At 36.1% G+C, this 25,929-nt stretch carries 21 protein-coding genes; 13 read left to right on the forward strand and 8 right to left on the reverse strand.

Translation table 11 applies throughout. The features are described 5' to 3' along the window. Positions 1-174: 174 nt before the first annotated feature. From H9650_RS13980 to H9650_RS13995, 4 genes are all read left to right on the forward strand, one after another. Positions 175-1,899 (forward strand): putative bifunctional diguanylate cyclase/phosphodiesterase, encoded by a 1,725-nt coding sequence (locus H9650_RS13980; protein ID WP_225216083.1) that lies wholly within the window; start codon positions 175-177, stop codon positions 1,897-1,899. Continuing rightward, a complete protein-coding gene (locus tag H9650_RS13985) occupies positions 1,899-3,026 on the forward strand; it encodes a THUMP domain-containing class I SAM-dependent RNA methyltransferase (protein ID WP_144536813.1) in 1,128 nt (375 codons plus the stop codon). Before H9650_RS13980 ends, H9650_RS13985 begins: the two co-directional genes overlap by 1 nt. A 57-nt stretch (positions 3,027-3,083) precedes the next feature. Further along, positions 3,084-4,982, forward strand: a complete 1,899-nt coding sequence (locus tag H9650_RS13990; protein WP_154310918.1) for an ATP-dependent DNA helicase — start codon at positions 3,084-3,086, stop codon at positions 4,980-4,982. Positions 4,983-5,135: 153 nt separating this feature from the next. After that, entirely contained in the window at positions 5,136-5,756 is a 621-nt protein-coding gene (locus H9650_RS13995; RefSeq protein WP_191697468.1) for a hypothetical protein, read from the forward strand. A gap of 729 nt (positions 5,757-6,485) precedes the next feature. Here the strand turns inward: H9650_RS13995 and H9650_RS14000 are convergent. The 4 genes from H9650_RS14000 to H9650_RS14015 form a co-directional block, all read right to left on the reverse strand. After that, on the reverse strand, positions 6,486-8,153 hold the full coding sequence (locus tag H9650_RS14000) for a b(o/a)3-type cytochrome-c oxidase subunit 1 (protein ID WP_191697469.1): 1,668 nt from the start codon (positions 8,151-8,153) through the stop codon (positions 6,486-6,488). Between the two features lies 1 nt (position 8,154). Beyond that, the gene (locus H9650_RS14005) at positions 8,155-8,631 is read right to left on the reverse strand and encodes a cytochrome c oxidase subunit II (RefSeq protein ID WP_144536805.1); all 477 of its coding nucleotides are present in this window, start codon (positions 8,629-8,631) and stop codon (positions 8,155-8,157) included. Between the two features lie 20 nt (positions 8,632-8,651). Then, a complete protein-coding gene (locus tag H9650_RS14010; protein ID WP_144536803.1) occupies positions 8,652-8,774 on the reverse strand; it encodes a cytochrome c oxidase subunit 2A in 123 nt (40 codons plus the stop codon). 306 nt (positions 8,775-9,080) lie between these two features. Then, on the reverse strand, positions 9,081-9,536 hold the full coding sequence (locus H9650_RS14015) for a chemotaxis protein CheX (RefSeq protein WP_191697470.1): 456 nt from the start codon (positions 9,534-9,536) through the stop codon (positions 9,081-9,083). A 337-nt stretch (positions 9,537-9,873) separates the two neighbouring features. On the opposite strand from H9650_RS14015, the gene H9650_RS14020 reads away from it, so the two are divergent. Beyond that, the gene (locus H9650_RS14020) at positions 9,874-13,485 is read left to right on the forward strand and encodes a dynamin family protein (protein WP_191697471.1); all 3,612 of its coding nucleotides are present in this window, start codon (positions 9,874-9,876) and stop codon (positions 13,483-13,485) included. Beyond that, positions 13,482-14,297 (forward strand): sulfurtransferase, encoded by an 816-nt coding sequence (locus H9650_RS14025; RefSeq protein WP_191697472.1) that lies wholly within the window; start codon positions 13,482-13,484, stop codon positions 14,295-14,297. The genes H9650_RS14020 and H9650_RS14025 overlap by 4 nt, the downstream gene beginning before the upstream one ends. Positions 14,298-14,414: 117 nt before the next feature. On the opposite strand, the gene H9650_RS14030 is transcribed toward H9650_RS14025, so the two are convergent. Beyond that, entirely contained in the window at positions 14,415-14,774 is a 360-nt protein-coding gene (locus tag H9650_RS14030) for a hypothetical protein (RefSeq protein ID WP_191697473.1), read from the reverse strand. Between the two features lie 224 nt (positions 14,775-14,998). Between H9650_RS14030 and H9650_RS14035 the strand changes: the two genes are divergently transcribed. Then, the gene (locus H9650_RS14035) at positions 14,999-15,448 is read left to right on the forward strand and encodes a hypothetical protein (protein WP_154310912.1); all 450 of its coding nucleotides are present in this window, start codon (positions 14,999-15,001) and stop codon (positions 15,446-15,448) included. Between the two features lie 426 nt (positions 15,449-15,874). Beyond that, a complete protein-coding gene (rlmN, locus tag H9650_RS14040; protein ID WP_191697474.1) occupies positions 15,875-16,945 on the forward strand; it encodes a 23S rRNA (adenine(2503)-C(2))-methyltransferase RlmN in 1,071 nt (356 codons plus the stop codon). Positions 16,946-16,973: 28 nt separating this feature from the next. Here the strand turns inward: rlmN and ytzI are convergent, their stop codons facing one another. The 3 genes from ytzI to ilvA all read right to left on the reverse strand — a co-directional run bounded on the left by ytzI (position 16,974) and on the right by ilvA (position 20,159). Then, positions 16,974-17,126: a YtzI protein gene (gene ytzI, locus H9650_RS14045; RefSeq protein WP_144537223.1), complete on the reverse strand. Its 153-nt coding sequence runs from the start codon at positions 17,124-17,126 to the stop codon at positions 16,974-16,976. Between the two features lie 114 nt (positions 17,127-17,240). Further along, complete coding sequence (locus H9650_RS14050) at positions 17,241-18,731, reverse strand: catalase (protein ID WP_154310910.1); 1,491 nt, start codon at positions 18,729-18,731, stop codon at positions 17,241-17,243. Between the two features lie 165 nt (positions 18,732-18,896). Continuing rightward, a complete protein-coding gene (gene ilvA, locus H9650_RS14055) occupies positions 18,897-20,159 on the reverse strand; it encodes a threonine ammonia-lyase IlvA (protein WP_191697475.1) in 1,263 nt (420 codons plus the stop codon). 211 nt (positions 20,160-20,370) lie between these two features. Here ilvA and H9650_RS14060 point away from each other — a divergent pair, with 211 nt between their 5' ends. The 5 genes from H9650_RS14060 (at position 20,371) to H9650_RS14080 (ending at position 25,816) form a co-directional block, all read left to right on the forward strand. Continuing rightward, positions 20,371-21,135, forward strand: coding sequence for a DeoR/GlpR family DNA-binding transcription regulator (locus tag H9650_RS14060; RefSeq protein ID WP_191697476.1), 765 nt, complete (start codon positions 20,371-20,373; stop codon positions 21,133-21,135). Further along, positions 21,132-22,439, forward strand: coding sequence for a four-carbon acid sugar kinase family protein (locus H9650_RS14065; protein ID WP_191697477.1), 1,308 nt, complete (start codon positions 21,132-21,134; stop codon positions 22,437-22,439). The genes H9650_RS14060 and H9650_RS14065 overlap by 4 nt, the downstream gene beginning before the upstream one ends. After that, a complete protein-coding gene (gene pdxA, locus H9650_RS14070; RefSeq protein ID WP_144536781.1) occupies positions 22,436-23,446 on the forward strand; it encodes a 4-hydroxythreonine-4-phosphate dehydrogenase PdxA in 1,011 nt (336 codons plus the stop codon). Before H9650_RS14065 ends, pdxA begins: the two co-directional genes overlap by 4 nt. Positions 23,447-23,516: 70 nt before the next feature. Then, on the forward strand, positions 23,517-24,893 hold the full coding sequence (locus tag H9650_RS14075) for a GntP family permease (protein ID WP_191697478.1): 1,377 nt from the start codon (positions 23,517-23,519) through the stop codon (positions 24,891-24,893). 374 nt (positions 24,894-25,267) lie between these two features. Further along, positions 25,268-25,816 (forward strand): NADPH-dependent FMN reductase, encoded by a 549-nt coding sequence (locus tag H9650_RS14080; protein WP_186318081.1) that lies wholly within the window; start codon positions 25,268-25,270, stop codon positions 25,814-25,816. Positions 25,817-25,929 lie beyond the last annotated feature (113 nt).

Below are 25,929 nucleotides of genomic sequence, written 5' to 3' on the forward strand. Positions count from 1 at the left end.
CGTACTTTTGATTCTTTATAATATAATGCAAAATCTTCACTATCCTCACAAATTTTCTAAAATTGCTTACTACGAGATGTTTACATAGAGTCGATCATAAGATGGTCATCACCGATTATAAGAGAATAGGCATATCCCGAACAGGAGATGCAGGATGAAAGCGGGTCATTAAAGTTGAACAAAGAGCAACAACCTGAAAGCTTTTCTTCATATCCAAAAAATTTAGTGGAGAAAGTATTTAATTCGACTACTGAGGGTATTATGATTACGGATGAAAAAATGCGGATTACGTTAGTAAATGCTGCGTTTGAAAAGGTTACGGGCTATGTTTTGAACGAAGTGCGAGGCGAAACTCCACGTATACTGAAGTCAGGTAGGCAAGAAAAAACATTTTACGCAACTATGTGGAATGAGTTGAAGCTTAAAGGTACCTGGCAAGGCGAAATATGGAATAAAAGAAAAAACGGAGAACTTTACCCAGAATATCTAACTATTAATAGCATACAAAACGAGCAAGGGGAAACTACTAATTACTTTGGTGTTTTTTCCGATATTTCCATAAAAAAAGTGGTAGAGAAAGAAATGGAAACGTTAACTTTCAGTGATCGCCTAACAAGTTTACCTAATAGATCTTCCTTTAACGAATTATTTTCGCAAATAATTACTGAATCTGGTTCTCAGGCAAAGCATGCAATCTTGTTTATAGATTTAGATCGCTTTAAGCAAGTAAACGCCTCACTTGGCAATGAAGTAGGGGATATCATCCTAGTTGAATTTGCTAAACGCATAAAGCAAATTATTAATAAAGACGATATTTTTGCAAGATATGGTGGAGACGAATTTTTGCTTGCTATACAGGATATTAAAAATCAAAAAGAAGCCGCCCAATATGCTTCAGAAATTATTAAATCGCTTAGCAAGCCATTCTATTTAGATGATATGGAAATTTATATCACTTCTAGTATTGGAATTGGATTATACCCTCAAGACAGCGAGGATGTTGACAAGCTTTTACACAAGGCTGACAAGGCAATGTACTTCGCTAAACAAAATGGTAGAAACCAATATGCTTTTTACTTCGAGGAATTAAAGAGAGATTCAAAGAGGCAATTGTTCCTAGAAGCTGAGTTGAGAAAGGGTATTCAGGCTAAAGATTTTAACATCTACTATCAACCGAAAATTTCGCTAGATACAAATGAAATCGTTGGAGTAGAAGCTTTAGTCAGATGGCAAAATGATCAAATTGGAGTCGTATCCCCTGGAGAATTTATACCTTTAGCAGAGGACACGGGCCTTATCATTCCTTTGAGTGAGCTAATATTTGAAAAAGTATGTTTAGATATTCTTGAATGGAGAACACTTGGTTTAAATAACCTTAATGTATCAATAAATATTGCTTCACTCCATTTTCAACAGGATAATTTTATCGAGAGAATAAATGAAATATTGATGCAATATAATTGTAGTCCACAGCAGCTTGAATTAGAATTAACAGAGCGTACGATTATGAAGGACTCCGAGAGTATTATAACCAAGCTAATAAAGCTAAAAAATATGGGTTTTAAAATTTCCATTGATGATTTTGGTACAGGTTACTCTTCACTAAGCTATTTAAACCGATTTCCTTTAAACTATTTAAAAATTGATAGAAGCTTTATACAGCATATTACTTCATTAAAGGATAAACAAGCGATCGTAGAATCAATTATATTAATGTCTCATCGCTTGCAATTAAAAGTAATAGCTGAAGGAGTAGAATCCAAAGAACAAGTAAAAATCTTAAAAGAAATGAACTGCGATATTATACAAGGATATTATTACAGCAAGCCAGTTCCAAGTAAAGGGCTAATGGATTTTCTCGAGCTTTGGGAGATCCTTAAGCAAGAAGGGAAGCAATAATGACAACATTTAAATTAGTAGCAACAGCAGCAATGGGCTTAGAAGCCATCGTTGCTGAAGAAGTGAAAGCACTAGGATACGAAACAACGACTGAAAATGGAAAAGTATATTTTGAAGGAGACGAGCGGGCAATTGCAAGAGCCAATGTTTGGTTAAGAGTAGCAGATCGAGTGAAAATCGTCGCAGCTCAGTTTCCAGTAAGAACTTTTGATGAACTTTTTGAACGTACGAAGGCTATTCAATGGGAAAAGTTTCTTCCTGTGGATGCTGCATTTCCAGTTCAAGGTAAATCCGTCAAATCTACTTTATTCAGTGTTCCAGATTGTCAGGCTATTGTCAAAAAAGCGATTGTAGAAAGATTAAAGCTTGCATATAAACGAATTGGATTTCTGGATGAATCAGGTGCAACATATAAGATTGAAATAAGTATACTTAAAGATGTGGCTACAATCACTTTAGACACGAGTGGTGCTGGATTGCATAAACGTGGCTACCGACATGGCCAAGGGGAAGCTCCATTAAAGGAAACGTTAGCAGCCGCTTTGGTAAAAGTCTCTAAATGGAGCCCAAATCGTCCATTTGTCGATCCATTCTGTGGTTCTGGGACAATTCCAATAGAAGCAGCTATGATTGGCCAAAATATCGCTCCAGGCTTTAATAGAGATTTTCACAGCGAAGATTGGTCTTGGATGCCTAAAACAATTTGGGATGATGTAAGAAACGAAGCAGAGGATTTAGCTGATTATGATCAAAAATTAGAGATTATCGGCTCTGATATTGATCATAAGATGATTCAAATCGCAGAACAAAATGCATTTGAGTCAGGATTTGCAGATATAATCAGCTTTAAACAAATGCAGGCAAGTGACTTTTCCACCAATCTGACGGATGGTGTCATGATTGGTAATCCTCCTTACGGCGAACGTATAGGAGAAATCGAAGAAATTGAAAAAGTTATCAGCGACCTTGGTCATACAATGGAAACATATCCATCATGGTCGGTATATATGCTTTCTTCTATGGAGAATTTTGAAAATCTGTACGGACGTAAAGCAACTAAGAAACGTAAATTATTTAATGGATTTATAAGAACAGACTACTATCAGTTCTGGGGTAAACGTTCATAACAGTAGGGGAGACTAGCTCTCCCATGCTGTTATATTATTATTCAAGGGAGTTAGAAAATGAAGCAGGCTTTGCCATTTAAATTATCAAAAGACCGTTCTTTCTTTGAATCATTAGGAGATTGGATGGGAGACGTATTATACGATGAATTGCCAGAGAAAGGGTTTGAATGTCGTGATGAACAAATTTTCATGGCATATCAAATCGAAAAAGCATTAAAAGAAAAAAATGTATTATTTGCAGAAGCAGGCGTGGGTACAGGTAAAACAATCGCTTACTTACTTCCTGCTATTTCTTATGCAAGATATACTGGAAAACCAGCCTTGATTGCATGCGCGGATGAAACGCTAATAGAGCAATTGGTAAAAGAGGCCGGAGACATCTTTAAGCTTCAAAATTATTTAGATATAAAAATTGATGTTAGGCTAGCTAAATCACGTAGCCAGTACCTATGCCTAAAACGATTGGAAGAAGCGCAAAAGGATAGCGATAACGACTTCTTTATAGAAGAAATTGAAGATGGAGTACCTGATTTCGTTTATGGCTCGTCTTCTCTTCAAAGTATCTTTCCATTTGGTGAGCGTAGCCAATTCTCAGGAGTAAGTGATGTAGACTGGCAAAAGGTTAACTTTCATCCTACTCAACAATGTACTGTCTGTGATTTACGCAATAGATGTGGGCAAACAATTCACCGTCAGCATTACAGAGAATCATCTGATTTAATCATCTGTTCCCATGACTTTTTAATGGAACACTTATGGACTAAGGATTCACGTGTTCGAGAAGGACAATTGCCATTTTTACCAGAAGTGTCGATGATTGTATTAGACGAAGGACATTTGCTAGAATTCGCAGCTCAAAAAGCGTTAACCTATGAAGTACAAAGTGAAACATTAATTCGATTACTTGAAAGAGTAATGGTCGATGGTGTTCGTGAAAAGACTTTAAACTTAATGGAAGTTCTCCAAGATACGCATGAGAAAATTTTTAGCGTTTTACGAATCGGCAGCTTTGCGGAAGAAACAGAACGTATGAAGATTAACAAGTCTTCTGAGCTAATGCAGTTATGTAAGCATGCCATTAAAATTACAGATGATTTACTAGAGGAGTTCGTGTTTGAATCCGAGCTTTTTACAATTCCAGAATATGAACTTCGAATGGTAGAGGAATTTTTAGAGCAATATTCATTTTCATTGCGATTATTTACAGAGAAGGGCGATGGGGTTGAGTGGTTAGAAATAATCGATGGCTACGAAACGCTTATTATCATGCCTAGATTAGTCACAGACATTTTAAATGAAAAGCTATTTTCTACCAAGCTTCCGATCATCTTTTCATCTGCTACATTATCGATTGAAAAAGATTTTACGTATTTGGCAGATTCGTTAGGAATAGAAAAGTTCCAATCATTCTCAGTGCCATCTCCTTTTGACTACGATGAAGTGATGAAAGTTAGAACGCATCATATAAGCCAGGAAGAGAAGGTTAGTGAAGTCGATCATTTATTGAAAGCAAAACAACAAACACTTATTTTGTTTAAATCAAAAGCTGCGATGGATAAATTTAGGTCCTCCACAAGTACTGATGATATTGCATATGAAGGGGATCGTGAGCTTTCCACAATCGTCAAAGAATTTCAAAATGGAGAGTTTTCTACACTTTGCTCTTATCATCTTTGGGAAGGCTTAGATTTGCCTAAAGAAGCATTAACTAGAGTAATTATTTATGATTTGCCTTTCCCACCGGTAGATCCGTTATTTGATGCCAAACGTTCATTTTCTAATAATCCATTTGAAGAAGTGGAGCTGCCGTTCATGCTGCTTAGACTTCAGCAAGGAATAGGTCGACTAATTCGTACCTCTGAAGACTACGGTGAAATTCACCTATTGTTGAACGAAGAAGAAGCGCCATTAGAGGGGCGTTTTGTAGGGATTTTGCCAACACCAATTTCAAATTAATTTTAAATAGCCTTTTTCTTTTAAGTTTGTGGATGTAAACCACTCATTCCTTATGAATTTTAAGGAATTTGTTTGTTATACATTGGACGAATATAAAAGGAAAAGGTTTTTTAACGAATCCCTTTAAATTGAATAATATAAATAACAGGGCGTATGTCTCAAGAATTTAAAAAGGTGGGATTGAGTATACAAAATATGGATGATACAGTTTATTTAAACAAGGACGATATTACTAGTGATTTTCATTATGCTAATACAGAAGAGAAAATGACTGGTCCATGGTTTGACAATTTAACTTTTTTACAAATGAACCATCCAAAAAATATTCATCAACAAAATGAAGTAGCTAATAAAGACACATCAAAACAGTCATCGGAAGAATTAAATGAGATAGTAAAAATAAAGCGACCTACGATTATAAGAAGAAAATGTGGTAGATCAATATTGACATCTTCCACTGATTACAAATTTATATTAATGGACGCTAAGAAGAGCAAGAAGGATAGCAGCATGCTAAACTGTTTGAAAGTAGCCAGAAGCACACTAGAGCCTTATTATAAACTTTTAAACAATAGCTATATCTCTAGCAAACCTAAAGAGAAATATAAAAGAGCTCATCTATTCACCTCTTCACAAACAATGGAATTAGATGATTATAACTACGAACTAGAATTGATGGCTTACATGGAATATGAAGATAATCAAACAGACTGGGAAAGAAAACCACATTTATTACTGCAAGATTCATCTGTGTTATTAGACCAACATATATGATCTATCCTGAATATTACAATTTGTTAGCATGTGTATCTAAAATAAATACTGTAAGTGTAATTATACAGAGAAAAAAAGGCAAATAACCATCCGTGGAACCTGTTAAAAGTAATATCGAAGTTTTATCTATGGCACCGTAGAAATAGAGAATACTGGAGTTTCAACTCCTTCTAATTTGATGTCTGGGCTTGGTTCATAGAAACTAAGCTCATTTTTAAATATATAAACATATAGTAAATTGGGTTGAATAGACTTAATTGGCTTTATCCAGATATGTTTGGTGAAGAGAGGGGAGAGGGACTGCTTGGTATAATTGTAGCATTATTCAAAAGAGGCTGGGACATAAGTAGATTCATGCTACATAAAAATGCTGTGAGTCGATTCTTGTTACAATCTATAAACAAAAGAATACTTCATTCTGATTGAATACGTTTTGATAGACATTTATTTAACTGAAGATATCCTCTTTTATAAGTGAAGGTATGTGCAGTTTTCACTTGATATCGAAGATAAGTTGGGGTGTTTGGATCGAAGCCGGCAATTCCTAGGGGACAAGCGTAAGGTAGAGACAACAGACTCGAGCAGTGCCCCCAGGAAGGCGTCCGCTGTAGCAGAAAACACCGACTGTAAGTAGAAAAAGCCCCGGAAATTTACTAAACGGTAAATTTCCAGGACTCTTGAATTTTTAAGATGGGTTTATCGCAGCCTCGTAATATTAAGATTTTGAAGTTACCAGAATTTATATCCTTTTGAACCTGGAGGAGCATTCTGTAGCATATCGAACACTGGAACTGTATAAGCAAACAAGATTAAGAAGATACAAATAGTCAACCAGATCTTCCAGTTTTCCAAAACCATCGGAGTTTTTTCTGCATTTTCAGAAACCTCGCCAATTGGGAATTCTGTTTCTCCTTTAGGAGCAAACCATACTAAGTGGACGATGATATACAATACCAAGATGATACCGATGAATAAAATCGTACCACCAACTGCCTGTGCTATCTGATAGCCAATCCAATCAGTTGCTTGTGCAGAATCACCATAGGTAGAGAAATCTGAACGGCGAGGAGCACCCATTAAACCGGCTATGTGCATAGCTCCAGACATGATGGACATACCTACTGCCCATACAATAGCTTGTATAATTGCTAGCTTATTCATTTGTTTAGTTAACACTCTACCAGTAAGATGAGGGATTAACCAATAAGCGGCACCAAAGAATGTTAAAACAACTGTTGTTGCTAAAGTGAGATGAAAGTGACCAGTAACCCAGATAGTATTATGTACTACTTGGTTCATTTGGTTAGATGCATTAATGATACCTCCAGCTCCAGCAGGGATAAAGGCTGCCATACCGATGAATGGTACAACGAATCGAGCATCCTTCCATGGAAGCTTTTTAAACCATCCAAATAACCCTTTTCCTCCAAGCTGTCTTCCGCGAATTTCAAATGTAGCGAACATTGAGAAAGCAGTTAGAAGGGAAGGTATAACAACCATCATTGTCAAAACTACTTGCAAGTATTTCCAAAAAGAATCAATACCAGGCTCTGTCAATTGGTGATGGAACCCAACAGGAATAGAGAAAATCAAGAAAAGCATAAAGGAAAGTCTTGCAAGTGCATCCGAATAAATTTTCCCGCCGATAATTTTAGGAATGATTACGTACCAAACCATATAAGCAGGTAATAGCCAGAAATATACTAATGGGTGACCAAAATACCAGAAAAGTGTACGAGAAAGTAGAATATCAATCTTATCTACCCAGCCTAATGACCAAGGAATCAATTGGAAAACTACCTCAACTGCAACACCAAGTGAACAAATGATCCACATAGTTAAGTTTACGATTACCATAAAAGTTAATAATGGGCTAGGTTCTCCTGGATTAGTTTTGCGCCATTCTCTATATTTCATTATAAGGCCAGCTCCACCAATCCAAGAGCCTACGACTACTAGTGCCAATCCCACATAGAAGATCCAATGTGCTTGTAGGGGTGCATAGAAAGTGTACAGAACAGATGCTTCATTTAATAAAACCATTACTGCAGCAGCAGTTGTTCCGATTGTCATTGTCCAGAACCCAATCCAGCCTAGCATTCTTTGCTTATCTGTCAACGTGCCGGCAGTGCGGCTTACAGCAGCAATTTGGAAACCAAAGATAAAATAAGTTGTTAAAATAAGTGCTAATAAAACCCCATGAACCGTTAATAATTGATAGTATCCGATTCCCCAAGGAAGAGTAAATTGTCCAGAACGTACTAGTGTTTGTAATAGTCCACAAAGTCCTCCGATTAAAAGTGCAATGAATGCTACATGGATGTGAGCCATTGCGAGCTTGCCATCACGACGATCTACCTTCACAAAGCTTTGTGCTTTCTCTGTTATTGTTGCCATGTTACTCAACCACCTTTAACTTCGATGTCATAGAAGTGTGTCCTATGCCACAATATTCGTTACATAATATTAAATACTCTCCAGCTTTATCTACTGTTGTTACGTATTCTGAAACGTAGCCAGGTTCTAGCATCATATTAATATTCGTACCTACTATTTGAAAGCCATGAATTACGTCTTTTGTTGTTGCGATAAATTTAACAGTCGATCCGAGTGGTACTTCAAATTCTTGTGGATTATAGAAGAAAGCAGAAGCAACGACTACTACCTCGTAATCCCATTCCTTACCTTCGACCTTGTGAACTCCAGGATTATTAAAAGGAGCAATTTCATCTACTCGCTCAGGATCAATATATACTTTTGCACTAGGTGGATGAGAACCGTAATGAAATGCGCTAAAGCCAACTATAATTAAGAATAAAACCAAAGACCCTACCCCGAATGTTATCCACCATTTTTCATACTTGTGAATATGCATAACCTTTAACCTCCAATGATTTAAAATCTGTCAATAAATAAATAGAATGCCAGAAACCAAGTTACTAATATAAAGATCCCCACTACGCTAACAGATATTAACGTGCCCTTAAGTTCTGGTTCTTTATTGTGTTTTTTGGACATCAGTCGTACACCTCCAAAATATTCTTCTTTTTATCTATAGCTACATCATAAATTTAAATATTTATGTGTGATGTGATATTTCTCACACATACAAAGGTATTATGTGAAGATAATGTGAAATAAATTAAAAGTCATAGAAGTGGAAGGGAGATTAGTGAAGATAGTTGCAGTTCAGACTCTTGAGAAACAGAGTGCTAGCTAAAGATCTTATCCTTTAAATTAGCTCAAGGTCCTTAGGGATTGCCAAATAAAAAAGAATCCTTTATTTAAAAGGATTCTAAGTTTTATATGTATTCTTATTGATAGTTAGTCCTCGTCTATTGTAAGAATAACAGTCATAAGGCCTATGTCTTCGGTTTCTACAGGCAAGCGAAAGGCATGATGAAAACCAAATAGTTTACTCTTGCCAACAATGACAGTTGGCGGTGTAATATCAATCTCTAATCCTTCTTGGGCAACAGTAGTACACAAGTTGCCTGCAATCATATTTCCGAGTTCACCAGTAAAAGATTCGAGCATTTCGCCCTCGAGAGGCATGCCGAACATAGAGGCGCCAACGGAGGAGAAGAATTGGGAGGATGCATCAACAATAATTCTTCCCTTAATGTCTCCAACAATTCCGATGAGAACGCCCATCTCTTCCTGATCAAATGGTTGAATCATTAGTGTGGGAGACTTAAAACTAAGGTTAAGAGGAATAACAGACTTTAATGATTGAATGGTACCATTTAAAAGTGTTTTAATATGCTTGGAATTACCCATTTTATCCCCTCCTAATAGTAAAGATGAATCAATTTTATCATATTGTCTAGTCAAAAAGAATATATTTTGTAGTCAATTGTTGAAAAATGTGATAACATCTAAATGAGAATGAATATCAAGTTCAGTTGAGAGGGAGATTGTCATGGTATTTATATTAATTGGATCGACTGTAGTTATATACAGCGTAATAACTAAACACATTTTAAATTCTATTACACCACAACCAAAATAATAGTAGTACAGTGATGACTTTGTGAACAATAAAGTCATCTTTTTTTATATTTTCTGATATGATATACATATTGTTTAAAGAATAAAAAGGGGAAATAAATTTCACATGAATCAATTAGAGGAATTACAGAAAATCAAAGAATCGAATGCTTTACTAGCGACAATTTCTAAACAAAACAATGATGAAGAGAGATATGCAAAATCAAAACTTTTTGCAGAAAAAATAGAAAAGGGAACATTTACAATTGCTTTTGCAGGTCATTTTTCAGCAGGGAAATCAAGTATGATTAATGCCCTTGTAGATGAACAGCTATTACCAACAAGTCCTATACCAACCTCTGCGAATATAGTTACGGTAAGCAAAGCGGATAAGAATTTTGCTATTGTCCACTTTGTAAATGATGCTCCGGTCAAATTCTCTGGGGAATATGATATTGGTCAAGTAAAAAAATATTCCAAGGACGGGAGTAAAGTTTCTCAAATAGAAATTGGACATCAAACCTCGGAGCTTCCTAAAGGGATTATAGTTATGGACACACCGGGAGTGGATTCAACGGATGATGCACATCGTGTATCAACAGAGTCTGCATTACATCTAGCAGATATCGTGTTTTATGTTATGGATTATAATCATGTGCAATCCGAGCTGAATTTTCAATTTACTAAACAGCTGCTTCACTACAATGAAAATATTTATTTAATCGTAAATCAGATTGATAAACACAGAGAAGAGGAATTATCTTTCACTGAGTATAAACAATCTGTTTCTACAGCTTTCAATGCTTGGAATGTCGAGCCAAAGGATATCTTTTATACTTCATTAAAAAACAAAGATATAGTACATAATGATTTTCAACAAGTTAGGCAGATCGTTAAAGAATCTATACTACATAAAGAAGAACTTTTCCTACGGTCAGCATCAGCTACTCTAAAAAAGCTAAAGGATGAACATATAAAATATTTAGAAGAGGAAAAAAAAGACTTACAGCAGGAACTAAGTTATTTACTCACAGAAGAAGATTGGAGCAATGTTGAAGAAATATTAGATCAGCTGGAAACTTCAGAGAAGCAAATACAGCTCCAAGAGAGCGGTGCGTGGAAAAAGACATTTGAAACGAGCAGGAAGGCTATATTGGAAAACGCCTCAATTATGACTTATGAAATGCGTGACCTTTTAAAACAATATGCTGAAAGTAGGCAGGATTCATTTAAGGTTGGTTTCATCGGAAGCAAGAAAAAAACAGAAGAAGAAAGAAAAAGAAGGTTAGCAGAAGCAATTCAGATGCTAGATAAAATTGTAGCTACTAATATTACTACACATATAAAAGATTTAATGAAGGGTCTTTTAAAGGATGTTAGCTTGTTAAATGAAGAAAAGGCAAACGAAATAAATAATATGTCCTTCTCTTTACCTGAGGAAATCATCGCAGACACTATGCATAGTGGGGCAAGTGTTACGGGAGATGCAATACTGAACTATGCTAATAGAGTAAATGATGCAGTTATTAGATATTATGTGAAAGAAACTGACCGATGGAAGGATGAAAATTCAAATTATATCGAACTACATTCAACCAATCAAGATGTGCGGTTAGGGGATAAAACGAATGTTTTAAAGGAAAAGCAAGAAGCTATATCAAAAGTGTCTGATATAGAAGAAAGAATAGAAAATCTGGATAAGCAATTATCGACACCTTCGATCCAGTTTAGGAAAGATAGAGATCATCTTCTAGATGAATGGGAGAAAGAACGCTTGTCCTTCGAGCGCTCTATAGTAGAGTACGTTGATAAAGCTAGTGAAGAAACAGAAGTAATTTCCCCTGTCTTAATAGAGGAAGAGATATTAGAGGAAAGTGCTACATTACCTTTAGATGAAGTAGTGCAAAGGGCAAACAAAATTGGAGAGATTTTATCGGAGCTTCCTGATTTTAAGGACGCCGCGTCTGTTATTAAGAAAAAGGCAATGCGTGTTCAAAACCAACAATTTACAATTGCTCTATTTGGTGCCTTTAGTGCAGGAAAATCAAGCTTTTCTAATGCCTTAATGGGAGCGGATGTTCTGCCGGTTTCTCCAAACCCTACAACCGCTGCCATCAATAAAATACATCCAATTTCTAAAGAACATCTGCACAATACCGCTGATGTTACTTTAAAATCTAAAGAACAGTTACTCGATGATGTAAAGTTTGCCTTTTTACAATTGGGTAAAAACGTTATTTCATTAGAGGATGCATACGAAAAGGCTCCTTCTGCCTTAAGTGAATCAGCTGCAGAAGAAGTGCATAAGTCATTTGTAAATGCTTTCTATAAAGGATATCCTGATGTACGGAATCACCTAGGTGAGATACTAAATGTGGATGATCAAGAATTTTCCCTTTATGTGGCAGAGGAATCGAAAAGCTGTTTTGTTGATTACATTGACTTTTATTATGATTGTGAGTTAACTAGATTAGGCGTCACTTTAGTAGATACACCAGGTGCAGATTCCATCAATGCAAGACATACTGGTGTTGCGTTCGATTATATACGAAATGCAGATGCCGTTCTTTTTGTCACATACTTTAATCATGCTTTTGCAAAGGCTGATAGAGAATTTCTTATTCAGCTTGGTCGTGTTAAAGATTCCTTTGAACTAGATAAAATGTTTTTCATTGTAAACGCCATTGATCTTGCAAGCAACGAGGAAGAGGCTAACTTAGTTAAACAGTACGTAAAAGACGAACTGCAGCGATTTGGAATTCGATTTCCTAGGGTGTATGGAGTCTCTAGTCTTCAAGCTTTAAAAGAAAAGCAAAACAAAGAAAGACTTCATCAAGGCATGGAACATTTTGAAGAAGCATTCCATCATTTTTTGGAAAAAGATCTTAAACAAATTGCTATAACTTCATTAGAAGAGGAATCTAATCGACAAAAAAATAAATTGCTTTCTTTAATAGAACAAACGGAGGCTAACTTAGCTAGAAAAGATGAACGACTTTCTGAGCTTAGCGATCAGGAACTAAAAATAAGGAATCGTTATACTGAATACAAGTCTGTATCTTTAACTAAGGATGCGGTTCAGGAATTGGAATCCCTTCTTTTTTACGTATTACAACGTGTGTATTATCGATTCAACGAATTTTTTAAGGAAGCGTATAATCCTTCGCTTTTCTCTAATTATAATGCATCCACGGCTTTGGACTTAGCATTGAGGGATATACTTCAAATGATTCGTTTTGATCTGGAGCAGGAAGTCCGTGTAACGAATTTCCGACTGCTACAATATATTCAAAAACAAATGACTCAAATAGATAAAGAAGAAATGCGAGTATTAAAGGAATGGAATGGGAGCTTAACTTATAGCCCTCATGAAAGTGAAGACTACGAATTACTAGAGTTTGTTGGCCCCTTTAAAGACAAAGACAAATATACTCATGTAAAATCATATTTTAAAAGTGCTAAGTCATTTTTTGAAAAAAATGAAAAAGAAAAACTAAGAGATGCTCTATCCGAGCAAACAAAAGTTGAGGCAGCTGCTTATTTAGATGATGAAAAAAAACGTTTAGTAAAATGGCTAACTATCTATGCAGAGAAGGAAGTAGAAAATGCTCGCTTAAAATGGTTAAATGAATCCTTAACTCAGTTGGAGGCAGAAAGAAGATTACTGGAGCAGGAAGAAACACTAGCTAAGTGGAAGGATATCTATAAGAAATTAGAGACTGGAGGTAACGAAAAATGACAAAGGTATTTATAGAGCTTTCAGAAATAGATATAAAGTCTTCAAGATTTATTGATACGCGCTTTATCTTGGGGGAACCTTCCGCAGGCTATGAAGCATTTAAAGAATGCCATGTGAGTGGAGCAGTTTATTGGGATCTTGAAAAAGACCTCTCTGATATGGACGATTTTAAAGGTAGACATCCGATGATTTCTAAGGAAAAAATGATTGAGCTTGTACAAAACTCAGGTTTAAATTTAGATGATAAAATTATTATTTATGATCAAGGGGAAGCTCCTTTTGCATTAAGAGCTTATTTCTTACTGGAATGGGCAGGGTTTAAAAATGTAAGAGTTATACGCCAAAGCTTTGAAATGATAAAACAGCAACTTCCAATAACTGATGAAGTGACTCAATATACGAAGTCGAATATGACTCCACTTTGGAATGACGAAATTTATTTAACTATGGATGAAGTGCGAGATATTGCAAATGGAAAAAGGGACGGACAGTTAATAGATGCTCGTTCTTCGGCTAGGTATCGGGGAGAAATAGAGCCTATTGATCATATAGCAGGTCATATTCCAACAGCAATAAATTATGACTGGGAGCAACTAAAGCGAGATGGTGCATTTTTGGAGCAAGAACTAATGGAATCTCAGCTAAGCAACCTTTCTAATAAGGATAAGCCTGTCATTGCATACTGTGGGAGCGGAGTAACGGCAGCTCCATTATACGCAAGCTTAAAAGAAGCTGGTTACAAGGATGTAAAATTGTATGTAGGTAGTTACAGTGACTGGATCCGAGAAAATGATGTAGAGAAATCTAACTAATAATAAAGAGACCATATCTTCTAGGGGATTGGTCTCTTTATTATTAGGTTTAATTTTTTGAAAAGCTTAAGATTTGCATTTAGATAATTTTATAGCTTTTTACGACTTCTCTTGAGTTCACTCTTTTTTAAACAGGTATTTTTTGTTTATATATGCTCCTTCACTGGTAACGATTACTTCTGCATATGGTATTCCAAAAACAGTATAAGTGTTTAGAATAATATACGGTAGTTGTTCCTCTTCATCGATCTTATTACTATCAATCTCATATGAAACTACTATTAGCTGATCAAATGAATTTTGAAAAATATTATTAAATGTACCTAAGTTAAAATCATTCCACTCAGAATCATTATGTACGTTTGTATAAAAAAAACTGGTTGGTAAAAAAGCAATGAGACAAAAAATAAAAGATATTAACTTTAAAAATGTTTTGCCTGAACTATAATTTATCCTTCTTCGTTTACGGTACCTCATATGAAACAACTCCAATACTTGTTTTTAAACGCTATAGCAACTTATTCGAATTGTCCTGTAAACATGAATAAATTTAGTTCAAAGACCCATTGGTTGAATTAGAAACGATATAAAATAATGCGGAGTTTAGGTAAATTCATTCATAATCGAAAGAAAATGAAACAATAAGGGATTTGCTACGTCTAACTTGACTAATAAAGAAATTGGAAGGGAATGGTTGATCTTTGAGGAAGAAAATGGCCCTTTATTTATCAATGGTTTTTACTTCAGTCGTTCTTTTTGGCTGTCAATTCGAAGAAAGCACTGTAAATAAACCTAGTACTCAGCAGTATTTAGAAGAAAATGAAAAAGTGGAGACAGATGTAGAATTTTCAGTGGTTACTCTTACAATGATAAAAGAGGGTACATCAATTGTTTTTGATGATTACAATGCACTTGAGCAATTTAAAAGCATAATTTCAAGCGCGGTAAAAGAAAATGGAATCGTAAATATAGCCAATCCAGATTATTCTGTAGATATAATCAATGAAAATGAAGACAAACAGGTTTTACATCTTTGGTTGGGTGGAGCATTTGAAGAAAGTACCTTAATGAATACAAATGACACTCACACTATTTATATTCTTCCTAGTGAATCTACCAATAAGATATTGGATTTAATAGAACAGGTCTAAAAGATAATCTTTTAACGACAATAAGCTTTATCTCTTTACTATTATCCCCTTAACTAAAAAATATTTTAGTTAACCAATTAAACACGAATATTTCTCATTCCGCTGATTGGAACGACCGGCGGCGACTCAGCGGGATGAGTAAGACAGATAAGACAGCACAAACGAGGCAAAGCTACGGTGATGGCTTATCACTCATCTCGTGGAACGCGTCCGCCTAAAGTGGAAATCAAGTAAACTATACGCATTGGTAAGAATATTTATGCTTAGGCTCGTCTAATATTATTTAAGTTAACAGAGTAGTTCGCTTGTTTTTGGAGAAACTAAATAATATCTTTTTAAGGGTATTTCATATATAATAAATTGTCGTATAAAAGAATTTGGTGTATAATAGGCAAATTGTATGTGTAAGAAAAGAGGGGCTAAATAATGAAAAAATCAATTTATGGTCTAACAAGAGACCAATTAATAGAGTGGTTAATGGAACATGGACAAAAGAAATTCCGTGCTGAACAGGTATGGGATTGGTTATATATTAAACGAGTACAGAGCTTTGAGGAAATGACGAATGTAAATAAAGATTGTCTTAAGCTATTAGAAGATAATTTTGTAATCCAAACCTTGAAGGAAAATGTAAAACAAGAGTCTGCTGATGGAACGATTAAATTCCTTTTTGAAATGCAGGATGGAAATTTAATCGAAACAGTTTTAATGCGATTTAAATATGGCTTGTCTGTATGTGTAACAACACAAGTAGGCTGTAATATTGGCTGTAGTTTCTGTGCAAGTGGTCTGTTAAAGAAAAGCCGAGATCTAGATGCTGGAGAGATTGTCGGGCAAATTATGAAGGTACAGGAGCATTTAGACGAATTACAGAAGGATGAGCGCGTTAGCCACATCGTAGTAATGGGTATTGGTGAACCATTTGATAACTATAAAAACCTTATGAATTTCTTAAGAACAGTGAATGATCAAAAAGGTCTTGCTATCGGTGCGCGCCATATAACAGTTTCTACAAGTGGGTTAGCTAAGAAGATTATGGACTTTGCAAACGAAAATATTCAAGTTAACCTTGCAGTTTCTTTACACGCTCCAAATGACGAGCTTCGTTCTAAAATTATGGTTATCAATAAGGCATTTCCAATTGAGAAAGTTATGGCTGCTGTTGACTATTATTTAGAAAAAACAAACCGTCGTATTACATTTGAATATATTCTTCTTAAAGATGTAAATGATCATGTTGAAGAAGCACAGCAATTGGCGAAGCTACTGGAAAATAAACGCCATCTTTCTTATGTTAACTTGATTCCTTACAATCCAGTTGACGAGCATGGTCAATACCAACGTAGCACAGAAAAGTCTATTAGTTCATTCTTCCAAACTTTAAAAAATAGCGGGATTAACTGTGGAGTGAGAATGGAACAGGGAACTGATATTGATGCTGCTTGTGGCCAATTACGTAGTAAACAAATTAAAAAAGAAAAAGCTGGAGCAAAATAATATACTTCCAATACAAAACGCATCTTCCTTATTCAGGAGGATGCGTTTTTTTCTTTTTCTCTAATTCTGTTGGACGCTCGTCTATTGTATGCTTATAGGCATAGCCCTTGTTGATAGTGAAAATAGTTAAGGCAAGGACAATGATAAAGATGATGATTCCAATAACAATGACTGTAACTATGGGAATAACCTCCAAAAAATAAAGTATACACCCATATCATAGCACAATAAAGATGATGGCGGGAGAGGGGGCAATTACAATAGAAAAAGCTATCCCGAGGGATAGCTTTTTACTTTATACTGTAGCAGTAACATTCATAACTTCTTCAATTTTTTCCCATGGAAGTTCCATTGCCGCAGCAACGCCTTTACCATAAGCTGGATCTGCTTTATAGCAATGGATGATGTGGCGGATTTTAATGAAATCTTCTACACCATTCATATTACGAGCAGTGTTTTCAAATAATACTTGCTGTTTTTCTGGGGTCATTAGATTGAACAATTTACCTGGTTGTTCGAAATAATTGTCATCATCTTCACGGAATTCCCAAATACCAGCATCTCCTTGAAGTGCTAGACTAGGCTCTTTGAATTGAGGTTGTTCCTTCCATTGACCATAGCTGTTAGGCTCATAAGGTAATGTACTACCTAAGTTACCATCTACACGCATAGCACCATCTCTATGGAAAGAGTGTACAGGACATTTAGGTTTGTTAACAGGAATTTGGTGATGGTTAACACCTAGGCGGTAACGTTGAGCATCGCCATAAGAGAATAAACGACCTTGTAACATTCTATCAGGGGAGAAGCTAATACCAGGTACTACGTTAGCTGGTGTAAAAGCAGCTTGCTCTACTTCTGCAAAATAATTTTCAGGGTTACGGTTTAGTTCCCATTCACCAACTTCGATAAGTGGGAAGTCTTTTTTATACCAAACTTTTGTTAGATCAAAAGGATTATAAGGCATATTATTAGCTTGTTCTTCCGTCATTACCTGAATATACATTTTCCATTTAGGGAAATTACCAGCTTCGATATTGTCGTATAGGTCACGTTGATGACTTTCACGGTCAACACCAACCACTTCAACTGCTTCTTGATCAGTTAAGTTTTCAATACCTTGTTGAGAACGCATATGGAATTTAACCCAGACACGTTCATTGTTAGCATTGATCATACTGAATGTATGGCTACCAAATCCGTGCATTGTACGGTAAGATTTTGGAAGTCCTCTGTCACTCATTACGATTGTAATTTGGTGAAGTGCTTCCGGTAATGATGTCCAGAAATCCCAGTTGCTATTAGCACTACGCATACCAGTACGTGGATCACGTTTAATAGCATGATTTAAATCTGGGAAATTAAGTGGATCACGGAAGAAGAATACTGGAGTGTTGTTACCAACTAAATCCCAGTTACCTTGCTCTGTATAGAAACGCATAGAGAATCCACGGATATCTCGTTCCGCATCTGCAGCTCCGCGTTCACCAGCTACAGTTGAGAAACGTACGAACATATCTGTTTCTTTACCGATTTCAGAGAATATACTAGCGCTAGTATATTGAGTAATATCATTAGTCACAGTAAATTTACCGTAAGCACCTGAACCTTTTGCGTGCATACGACGCTCTGGAATTACTTCTCTATCAAAGTGTGCTAGTTTTTCTAATAACCATACGTCTTGTAGTAAAAGAGGACCTCTTCTACCAGCAGATTGTGAGTTTTGGTTATCTACTACTGGTGCGCCAGCTGCAGTTGTCAGCTTATTGTTTTGTTTTTCAGTCATTCTTTTTCCCCCTAGATTAGAATCTTTATAATACAAGAATTATTATATCAAAGGGTGGGTGAGAATGCTAGAATTTGAATGTAACTTTTTATTATTCTTATAGGAATGTGAACATTATTAGTCAATGTAAAACTATCTAAAACGTTGATATAGTTGGATTCTCACTTAAATTAATAGATCAAAAAGTGTGCTATCTTTATTAACTTCCTTAAAGAAAAAGCCATTCTCATTCATACGTGAGAGAAGCTCTAAATAATCCTCACTTCTTTTTAATTCAATGCCGACTAACGCCGGTCCACTTTCTTTGTTGTTCTTTTTGGTATATTCAAAGGTGGTGATATCATCGTCTGGACCCAGTACTTTATCAAGAAATTGTCTTAGTGCACCAGCTCTTTGTGGAAAGCTAACGATAAAGTAATATAGGAGCCCTTCATGTAATAACGATTTTTCCTTAATCTCCTGCATCCTGCCAATGTCATTATTTCCTCCGCTAATAATACATACGACGGACTTACCTTTTATTTGTTCCTTATGAGAATCGAGTGCTGCAATTGATAATGCCCCTGCAGGCTCTGCGATAATAGCGTGTTTATTGTATAAGCTCAAAATAGTTGTACATACCTTCCCCTCTGGGACAAGGGTGATGTCATCCACATATTTAGAAACAATCTCGTGGTTTAGCTTTCCTACACACTTAACAGCTGCCCCGTCAACGAATTTATCAATTGCATCAAGAACAATTGGTCCTTTGTTAGCTATGGCAGCTTTCATACTTGCAGCACCTGAAGGCTCTACACCAATAATTTTAGTGTTGGGGGATAGGTTCTTTATATAAGAAGAAACTCCAGAGATGAGACCTCCACCACCAATACTAGAAAAAACATAATCAAGCTCCTCATCAATATCATTCATAATCTCCACAGCCACTGTACCTTGACCAGCAATGATATCTAGATCATCAAATGGATGAATAAACAAACGGCCTTCTTGTTCTGCATAAGTAGTTGCAGTACTAGCGGAATCATCAAATGTATCCCCAGTTAGGATAATTTCTGCGTATTGCCGGCCAAACATTTTTACCTGCTCAATTTTTTGTCTAGGAGTGGTTAGAGGCATAAATATTTTAGCGGAAATACCTAAGTGAGCACAGGCATAAGCGACTCCTTGGGCGTGATTACCTGCACTAGCACAGACTATTCCTTGCTTTCGAGCGATCTCTTCAATGGTTTTAATTTTATAATAAGCACCGCGGAGTTTAAACGAACGAACATGTTGTAAATCTTCGCGTTTAAAGTAAATATTTGCTTCATATTTTTCAGATAGATAGTCGTTTTTTTGAAGAGGTGTATGTATAACTACCTCTTTAAGAAATTGGTGCGCTTTTAGCACATCTTCAATTTGAAGTGTTTTGATATCCGCCATTTGCATGATATGACCTCCTAAATCTAATTATCAGTATATTTTAACACACTACAGTGATAAACCCACGATTTATTTTTGATAATTCTAAATAATAAAACACTAACGAAATTTTACATTACACTTTGATAATTTCAAACATATTTTATTGACAAAAATGTTCGATTAGAACATAATATGTTCATAGTTAACATTTTATTTGTATTTAGGGGATGAATTCATGCTTCCAATTAACAGAAAAAAGAAAATTATCGATGAGCTTTCTATTAAGGGGAAGGTTGAAATCTTAGAGCTTGTAGACCTTTTAGGAGTATCTGCAATGACTATACGAAGAGATTTGGACGAATTAGAAAAGCAGAAGAAATTGATAAGAACTCATGGTGGCGCTGCGCTACCTCAAGCGATAATAGGGGAACAATCATATGAACAAAAGCTTTCAGAAGCTCATATACAAAAGAAAGAGATTGCACAAATTGCCGTTGGCTTAGTAAAAGACGGTATGAGAATTTTGTTGGATTCAGGAACAACTACATTAGAAATTGCAAGGCTATTGAAATCACGGACGAATATCACAGTAGTTACAAATGATATTAAGATTGCAGCTGAATTAACAGATTCTAATTTAGAAGTTATTTTACTTGGTGGAAAGATCCAGAATGGTGTCGGTGCAATACTTGGATCCTACGCTGAGCAAATGCTAAAAAACATACATGTAGATATTCTGTTCCTTGGGGCACATGCTGTGCATGCTTCTCTCGGTATAACTTCTGCAACTTTTGAGAAAGCATCTATTAAAAAAGAGATGATAAACGTAAGTGAGGCGGTTTACCTAACTGTAGATGCACATAAATTTGGGAAAAAAGCATTTGCTAAAATAGCTGGTGTGGATTCGGTAACAGGAATTATAACGGATAGCACTATTTCTAAGGAAGTAGAAGAGATTTATAAAGAGAAATCTACTTTTATAAAGGGAGTGACAAAGTGAAGATAGGCATTATTGCAGATGATTTAACAGGAGCAAATGCTACTGGAGTCCGCCTGGCAAAAAATGGTTTCATGAGTGCTACAGTTGTTTTTGGTGGAGAGGTGCCATTAAATAGTGATTTTACCTCTATTAGCATAGATACAGATAGTAGATATTGTTCTCCTTCTAATGCAGAAGAACGTGTTTTGAAGGCATATGAGCAACTAACAATTTGGGGAGCAAGTGTTATTGGTAAACGAATTGATAGTACTGTGAGAGGTAATCTCGGAGTAGAGACCGATGTTTTACTGAATGCCATCGGTGGAAACTCCGTAGCGGTTGTTGTTGCTTCTTACCCAGATTCAGGTCGAGTAGTTTCAGGTGGCTATCTTTTAGTAAATGGGGTACCTGTGGAAGCAACTGATGTCGCTAAAGATCCTATGAATCCAATAAGTATCTCTCATGTCCCTACTATTATGGAAAACCAAAGCCAACTTCCTGTTTGTCATGTGGGGCTTGGCACAGTTTTAAAGGGTAAAGAGGCAATACAATTACAGTTAATGAAGCAAATTGAAGCGATGAATCGCATTATAGTAGTTGATGCAGTGACAAATGAAGAAATTGACAATATTGCCGAGGCGATGGCTTCCATAGATGGAATTCATTTTATCCCCGTAGACCCAGGTCCACTCTCTGCCTCTTTTGGAAGAATGAAAGCCCATCAACATGTTCAAACAAATAAATTCATCGTGACTGTTGGTAGTATTACTCCATTAACTGGTAGACAGCTGAATTATTTAATTGATAAGAAAAATGCAGATCCAGTATATGTGCGTGCTAGCGCTTTAGCATCGGTAAGTAGCTCCTGGGAGAAAGAAATTGATCGTGCAACGGAAGAAGCATTGAATAAACTAGAGGCGCAAGAAGTATTAATCATTACTACCTATGCGCCTGGAACAGAAAAGCTGAACCTAGCTGATATAGCATTGAAAGAGGGCGTTACGGAAGAAAAACTGGCAAAGCGTTTAACAGAGGGGCTTGCTAGAGTAACAAACAATGTGGTTCAGCAGACAAAACATCAAATAGATGGTACTTTCTCAAGTGGAGGAGATGTAACGGCAGCTATTTGTGCTGTGAGTGATGCTGCAGCGATAGGCTTGCAGGATGAAGTCATTCCCTTAGCTGCTTATGGCCATTTTATAGGTGGTACATTTGATGGTATTCCCGTGATTACTAAGGGCGGGATGGTAGGAGATAAATATTCTATCTACAAATGCGTAAGATTTTTAACAAACAAAAAAGAAGAAGGAAGTGTTCTAATATGACAACACGAGAAATTATTGCAATACCTATGGGAGATGCAGCAGGGATAGGACCAGAAATTACAGTGAAATCTTTAGCTAAAGAAGAGATTTATTCTATGTGTAAACCACTAGTTGTAGGTGACGCTAAAATTATTCGTAAAGCAATTGAAGTTACTGGGGTGGACTTAAATGTAAACGTGGTTGCCTCTCCAATAGATGGTTCTTATAAATTTGGAACAATTGATATTATTGATTTGAATAATATTGATTTAGAATCTTTTGAACCTGGGAGCGTTTCTGCTCAAAATGGACAAGCGGCTTTCGAATTTATCAAACGATCAGTGGAATTAGCTATGGCTGGGGAAGTTAAAGCATTGGCAACAACTCCTATCAACAAAGAATCTTTAAAAGCAGCTAATGTTCCTTACATTGGCCATACGGAAATGCTAGAAGACCTTGGTGGCTCTCCGGATCCATTAACAATGTTCCAAGTAAATGGTATGCGTATTTTCTTCTTAACTCGCCACTTATCTGTTGCTGACGCTATTAAACAAATGACTAAAGAGCGTGTACGCGATTATTTGAACAGATGTGACCAAGCTTTACAGCGTTTAGGTGTTGAAACTCGTAAATTAGCTGTTGCTGGGTTAAATCCCCATGCAGGTGAGGGTGGTTTGTTTGGGATGGAAGAAGTAGAAGAGATTAAACCAGGCGTCGAGCTTGCTAAAGCAGATGGAATTGATGCATATGGACCAGTTCCTGCTGACTCCGTATTCTTCCAAGCACTTAATGGAAAATATGATGCGGTTCTTTCCTTATATCACGATCAAGGCCATATTGCAGCGAAAATGACCGATTTCCATCGTACTATTTCTATTACGAACGGTCTACCATTCTTGCGCACTTCTGTAGACCACGGGACCGCGTTTGATATTGCATGGAAAAACATTGCATCAGAAGTGAGTATGTTTGAGTGTATCAAGCTTGCTGCAGAGTATGCGCCTAAATTTACTCGTGAGTCTTTGTAAGTTTTGTAATTCTAGAAAAGGGGATTCCCCTTTTCTATTTAAATATACATAATTGAAAGGGGTTTCAAGAATGGGTTTAGAAATGCAAATGTTGTTGGGGTTAGTTATTGGTGTAACGGTTTTAATTTTGCTTGTGTTAAAAACTAAAATTCATGCTTTTTTAGCGTTGCTAATTGCCGCTTCTGTAACTGGGCTTATTGGAGGAATGGAGCCTTTAAAGGTAGTTAACTCTATAACTTCTGGTTTTGGTAACACGCTAGCTTCTATAGGGATCGTTGTAGGGCTAGGGGTAATGATGGGGAGGATTTTAGAAGTAACGGGAGCCGCTGAAAAGCTAGCTTACACGTTAATTCGAGTAGTTGGAAAGAAGAAGGAAGAATGGGCAATGGCCATTGCTGGTTATTTCGTATCTATTCCTATTTTTGTAGATTCGGCCTTCGTCATTTTAAATCCTTTAGTAAAGTCATTATCACGTAAAACAGGGAAATCTGTAGTTACATTGGGGGTTGCATTAGCGATAGGGTTAGCAGCAACTCACCATGCGGTTCCACCAACTCCAGGTCCTTTAGGGGTAGCGGGTATTTTTGGAGTAGATATAGGTGAAATGATTTTCTGGGGATTAATATTTGCTATTCCGATAATTATAATAGGTGTTCTTTATGCAAAATGGATTGGAAAACGAATATACCAAGTTCCAGAAGAAGATGGAGAAGGATTTATTCGTAAAGATTCGTCTGAAATGGTATACAATGATTTTTTAGCAGCTTCTGCTGACAGAGAAAAAGAGCTACCATCGTTTTTCATATCTTTTTTACCGATATTATTGCCAATCATATTAATATTCTTAAATACCACTTTAACAGCTTTAGAAATAACAGGAGGGTTCTGGGAATATGTACTATTCTTAGGACAACCAATTATCGCTTTAGCACTTGGGTTAGTTGCCGCAATTTATGGATTGGCTAATCAAATGAAAAAAGAAGAGGCTTTAGAGAGAATGGAAGAAGGAATGACTACGGCGGGTATCATCCTTTTAGTTACAGGTGCTGGTGGTGCATTAGGAACAGTATTGCGTGACAGTGGCACAGGGGACTATTTAGCTGAAATAATTGCTGGATTGCCTTTGCCTGCTATATTAGTGCCTTTCTTTATAGCGTCTATTGTACGATTAATACAAGGTAGTGGGACTGTTGCTATGATTACAGCAGCTTCAATCTCTGCTCCAATTTTAGCCAATCTTGACGTTAATCTAGCCTTAGCGGCCCAAGCGGCGGCACTAGGTGCAATGTTATTTTCTTACTTCAATGATTCCCTGTTCTGGGTTGTTAACCGTATGTTAGGAATCACTAAACTAAAAGAACAAATTCTAGTATGGTCCGTACCTACAACCATTGCTTGGGGTACCTCTTTAATCATGCTAATCATAGCCAATGCCATAGTAGGCTAATAGAATACTAGAACATTGCTTCTTATATTTTATGTGTCTGGTATATTTCAAGTGTTTGGTATATTACAGGTGCCTGGCACCTGTAATATAAACAAATTATTTTAATATACAAACGCTAATATTCTAATATAATATAGTTGCAATTTTCGTAATAAATACGCTTAAAAAAGGTTTTTTTAATAGAGGAAGTTAGTTGCAAATAGAGAAGAAAAAATAGGAACTTTTATTTCAATAGTGTTACAGGTGCCAGGCACCTGTAACACTATTTTTATGAGCAAATTTTCAGCATATTTTAGTGGGTGCGTGATATACTAACAAAATGATTTGGGTTTGAAATTTTTGCATGATTTTTAATAGTTTTAGGAGGAATGGATATGTCAATCAAGGTAGCAGCTATTATTGGAAGTAACAGAAAAGAGTCTTACAATCGTAAATTAGTGGAGTATATGAAGAAGCGTTATGCGGATAAGTTAGTTATTGAGCTTGTTTCTATCAATGAAGTAGAAATGTTTAATGCTGATATTGAGAATGATCCTCCGCAAGGTGCGATTGAATTTAAAAAGAATGTTCGTAATGCGGATGCGGTGCTTTTTGCTGTACCAGAATATAATTTCTCTATTCCTGGTGCTTTAAAAAATGCAATAGATTGGTTATCACGTAGTGGAAATGATTTAGTTGGTAAACCAACTTTCATCATCGGCTCTTCAATGGGTGTGCTAGGAAGCGTTCGAGCTCAAATGCACCTTCGTGAGATACTATCTAATCCGAATCTCCAACCACAGCTACTTCCAGGAAACGAAGTGTATGTAGGGGCAATTCATACAAAATTGAATGAACAAAATGAAGTGACTGATCAAGCAACAATCGATTTTCTAGATAAAGTAGTAAATAATTTCATCGAATTTTATAATAAAGTTAAGTAAGAGTAAAAAGGGAGAAAATCATTGATGATTTTCTCCCTTTTAATATATAAAGCATATTTTGATCTCTGTTATAATTTTTATTTAGCTTTTCACGCAATTGCTTTTCAAGGTGC

The sequence above is a fragment of the Psychrobacillus faecigallinarum genome, assembly GCF_014836595.1.
In the GTDB taxonomy this organism is placed as follows: domain Bacteria; phylum Bacillota; class Bacilli; order Bacillales_A; family Planococcaceae; genus Psychrobacillus; species Psychrobacillus faecigallinarum.

What these genes read in the sequence shown, in the direction of transcription:
- rlmN (WP_191697474.1), top strand. Translation starts at nt 15,875, where the DNA reads ATGAAAAAATCAATTTATGGTCTAACAAGAGACCAATTAATAGAGTGG.
- H9650_RS13985 (WP_144536813.1), top strand. Translation starts at nt 1,899, where the DNA reads ATGACAACATTTAAATTAGTAGCAACAGCAGCAATGGGCTTAGAAGCC.
- H9650_RS14080 (WP_186318081.1), top strand. Translation starts at nt 25,268, where the DNA reads ATGTCAATCAAGGTAGCAGCTATTATTGGAAGTAACAGAAAAGAGTCT.
- H9650_RS13990 (WP_154310918.1), top strand. Translation starts at nt 3,084, where the DNA reads ATGAAGCAGGCTTTGCCATTTAAATTATCAAAAGACCGTTCTTTCTTT.
- H9650_RS14000 (WP_191697469.1), bottom strand. Translation starts at nt 8,153, where the DNA reads ATGGCAACAATAACAGAGAAAGCACAAAGCTTTGTGAAGGTAGATCGT.
- H9650_RS14010 (WP_144536803.1), bottom strand. Translation starts at nt 8,774, where the DNA reads ATGTCCAAAAAACACAATAAAGAACCAGAACTTAAGGGCACGTTAATA.
- pdxA (WP_144536781.1), top strand. Translation starts at nt 22,436, where the DNA reads ATGACAACACGAGAAATTATTGCAATACCTATGGGAGATGCAGCAGGG.
- H9650_RS14030 (WP_191697473.1), bottom strand. Translation starts at nt 14,774, where the DNA reads ATGAGGTACCGTAAACGAAGAAGGATAAATTATAGTTCAGGCAAAACA.
- H9650_RS14050 (WP_154310910.1), bottom strand. Translation starts at nt 18,731, where the DNA reads ATGACTGAAAAACAAAACAATAAGCTGACAACTGCAGCTGGCGCACCA.
- H9650_RS14060 (WP_191697476.1), top strand. Translation starts at nt 20,371, where the DNA reads ATGCTTCCAATTAACAGAAAAAAGAAAATTATCGATGAGCTTTCTATT.
- H9650_RS13995 (WP_191697468.1), top strand. Translation starts at nt 5,136, where the DNA reads ATGTCTCAAGAATTTAAAAAGGTGGGATTGAGTATACAAAATATGGAT.
- ilvA (WP_191697475.1), bottom strand. Translation starts at nt 20,159, where the DNA reads ATGCAAATGGCGGATATCAAAACACTTCAAATTGAAGATGTGCTAAAA.
- H9650_RS14005 (WP_144536805.1), bottom strand. Translation starts at nt 8,631, where the DNA reads ATGCATATTCACAAGTATGAAAAATGGTGGATAACATTCGGGGTAGGG.
- H9650_RS14020 (WP_191697471.1), top strand. Translation starts at nt 9,874, where the DNA reads ATGAATCAATTAGAGGAATTACAGAAAATCAAAGAATCGAATGCTTTA.
- H9650_RS14015 (WP_191697470.1), bottom strand. Translation starts at nt 9,536, where the DNA reads ATGGGTAATTCCAAGCATATTAAAACACTTTTAAATGGTACCATTCAA.
- H9650_RS14075 (WP_191697478.1), top strand. Translation starts at nt 23,517, where the DNA reads ATGGGTTTAGAAATGCAAATGTTGTTGGGGTTAGTTATTGGTGTAACG.
- H9650_RS14025 (WP_191697472.1), top strand. Translation starts at nt 13,482, where the DNA reads ATGACAAAGGTATTTATAGAGCTTTCAGAAATAGATATAAAGTCTTCA.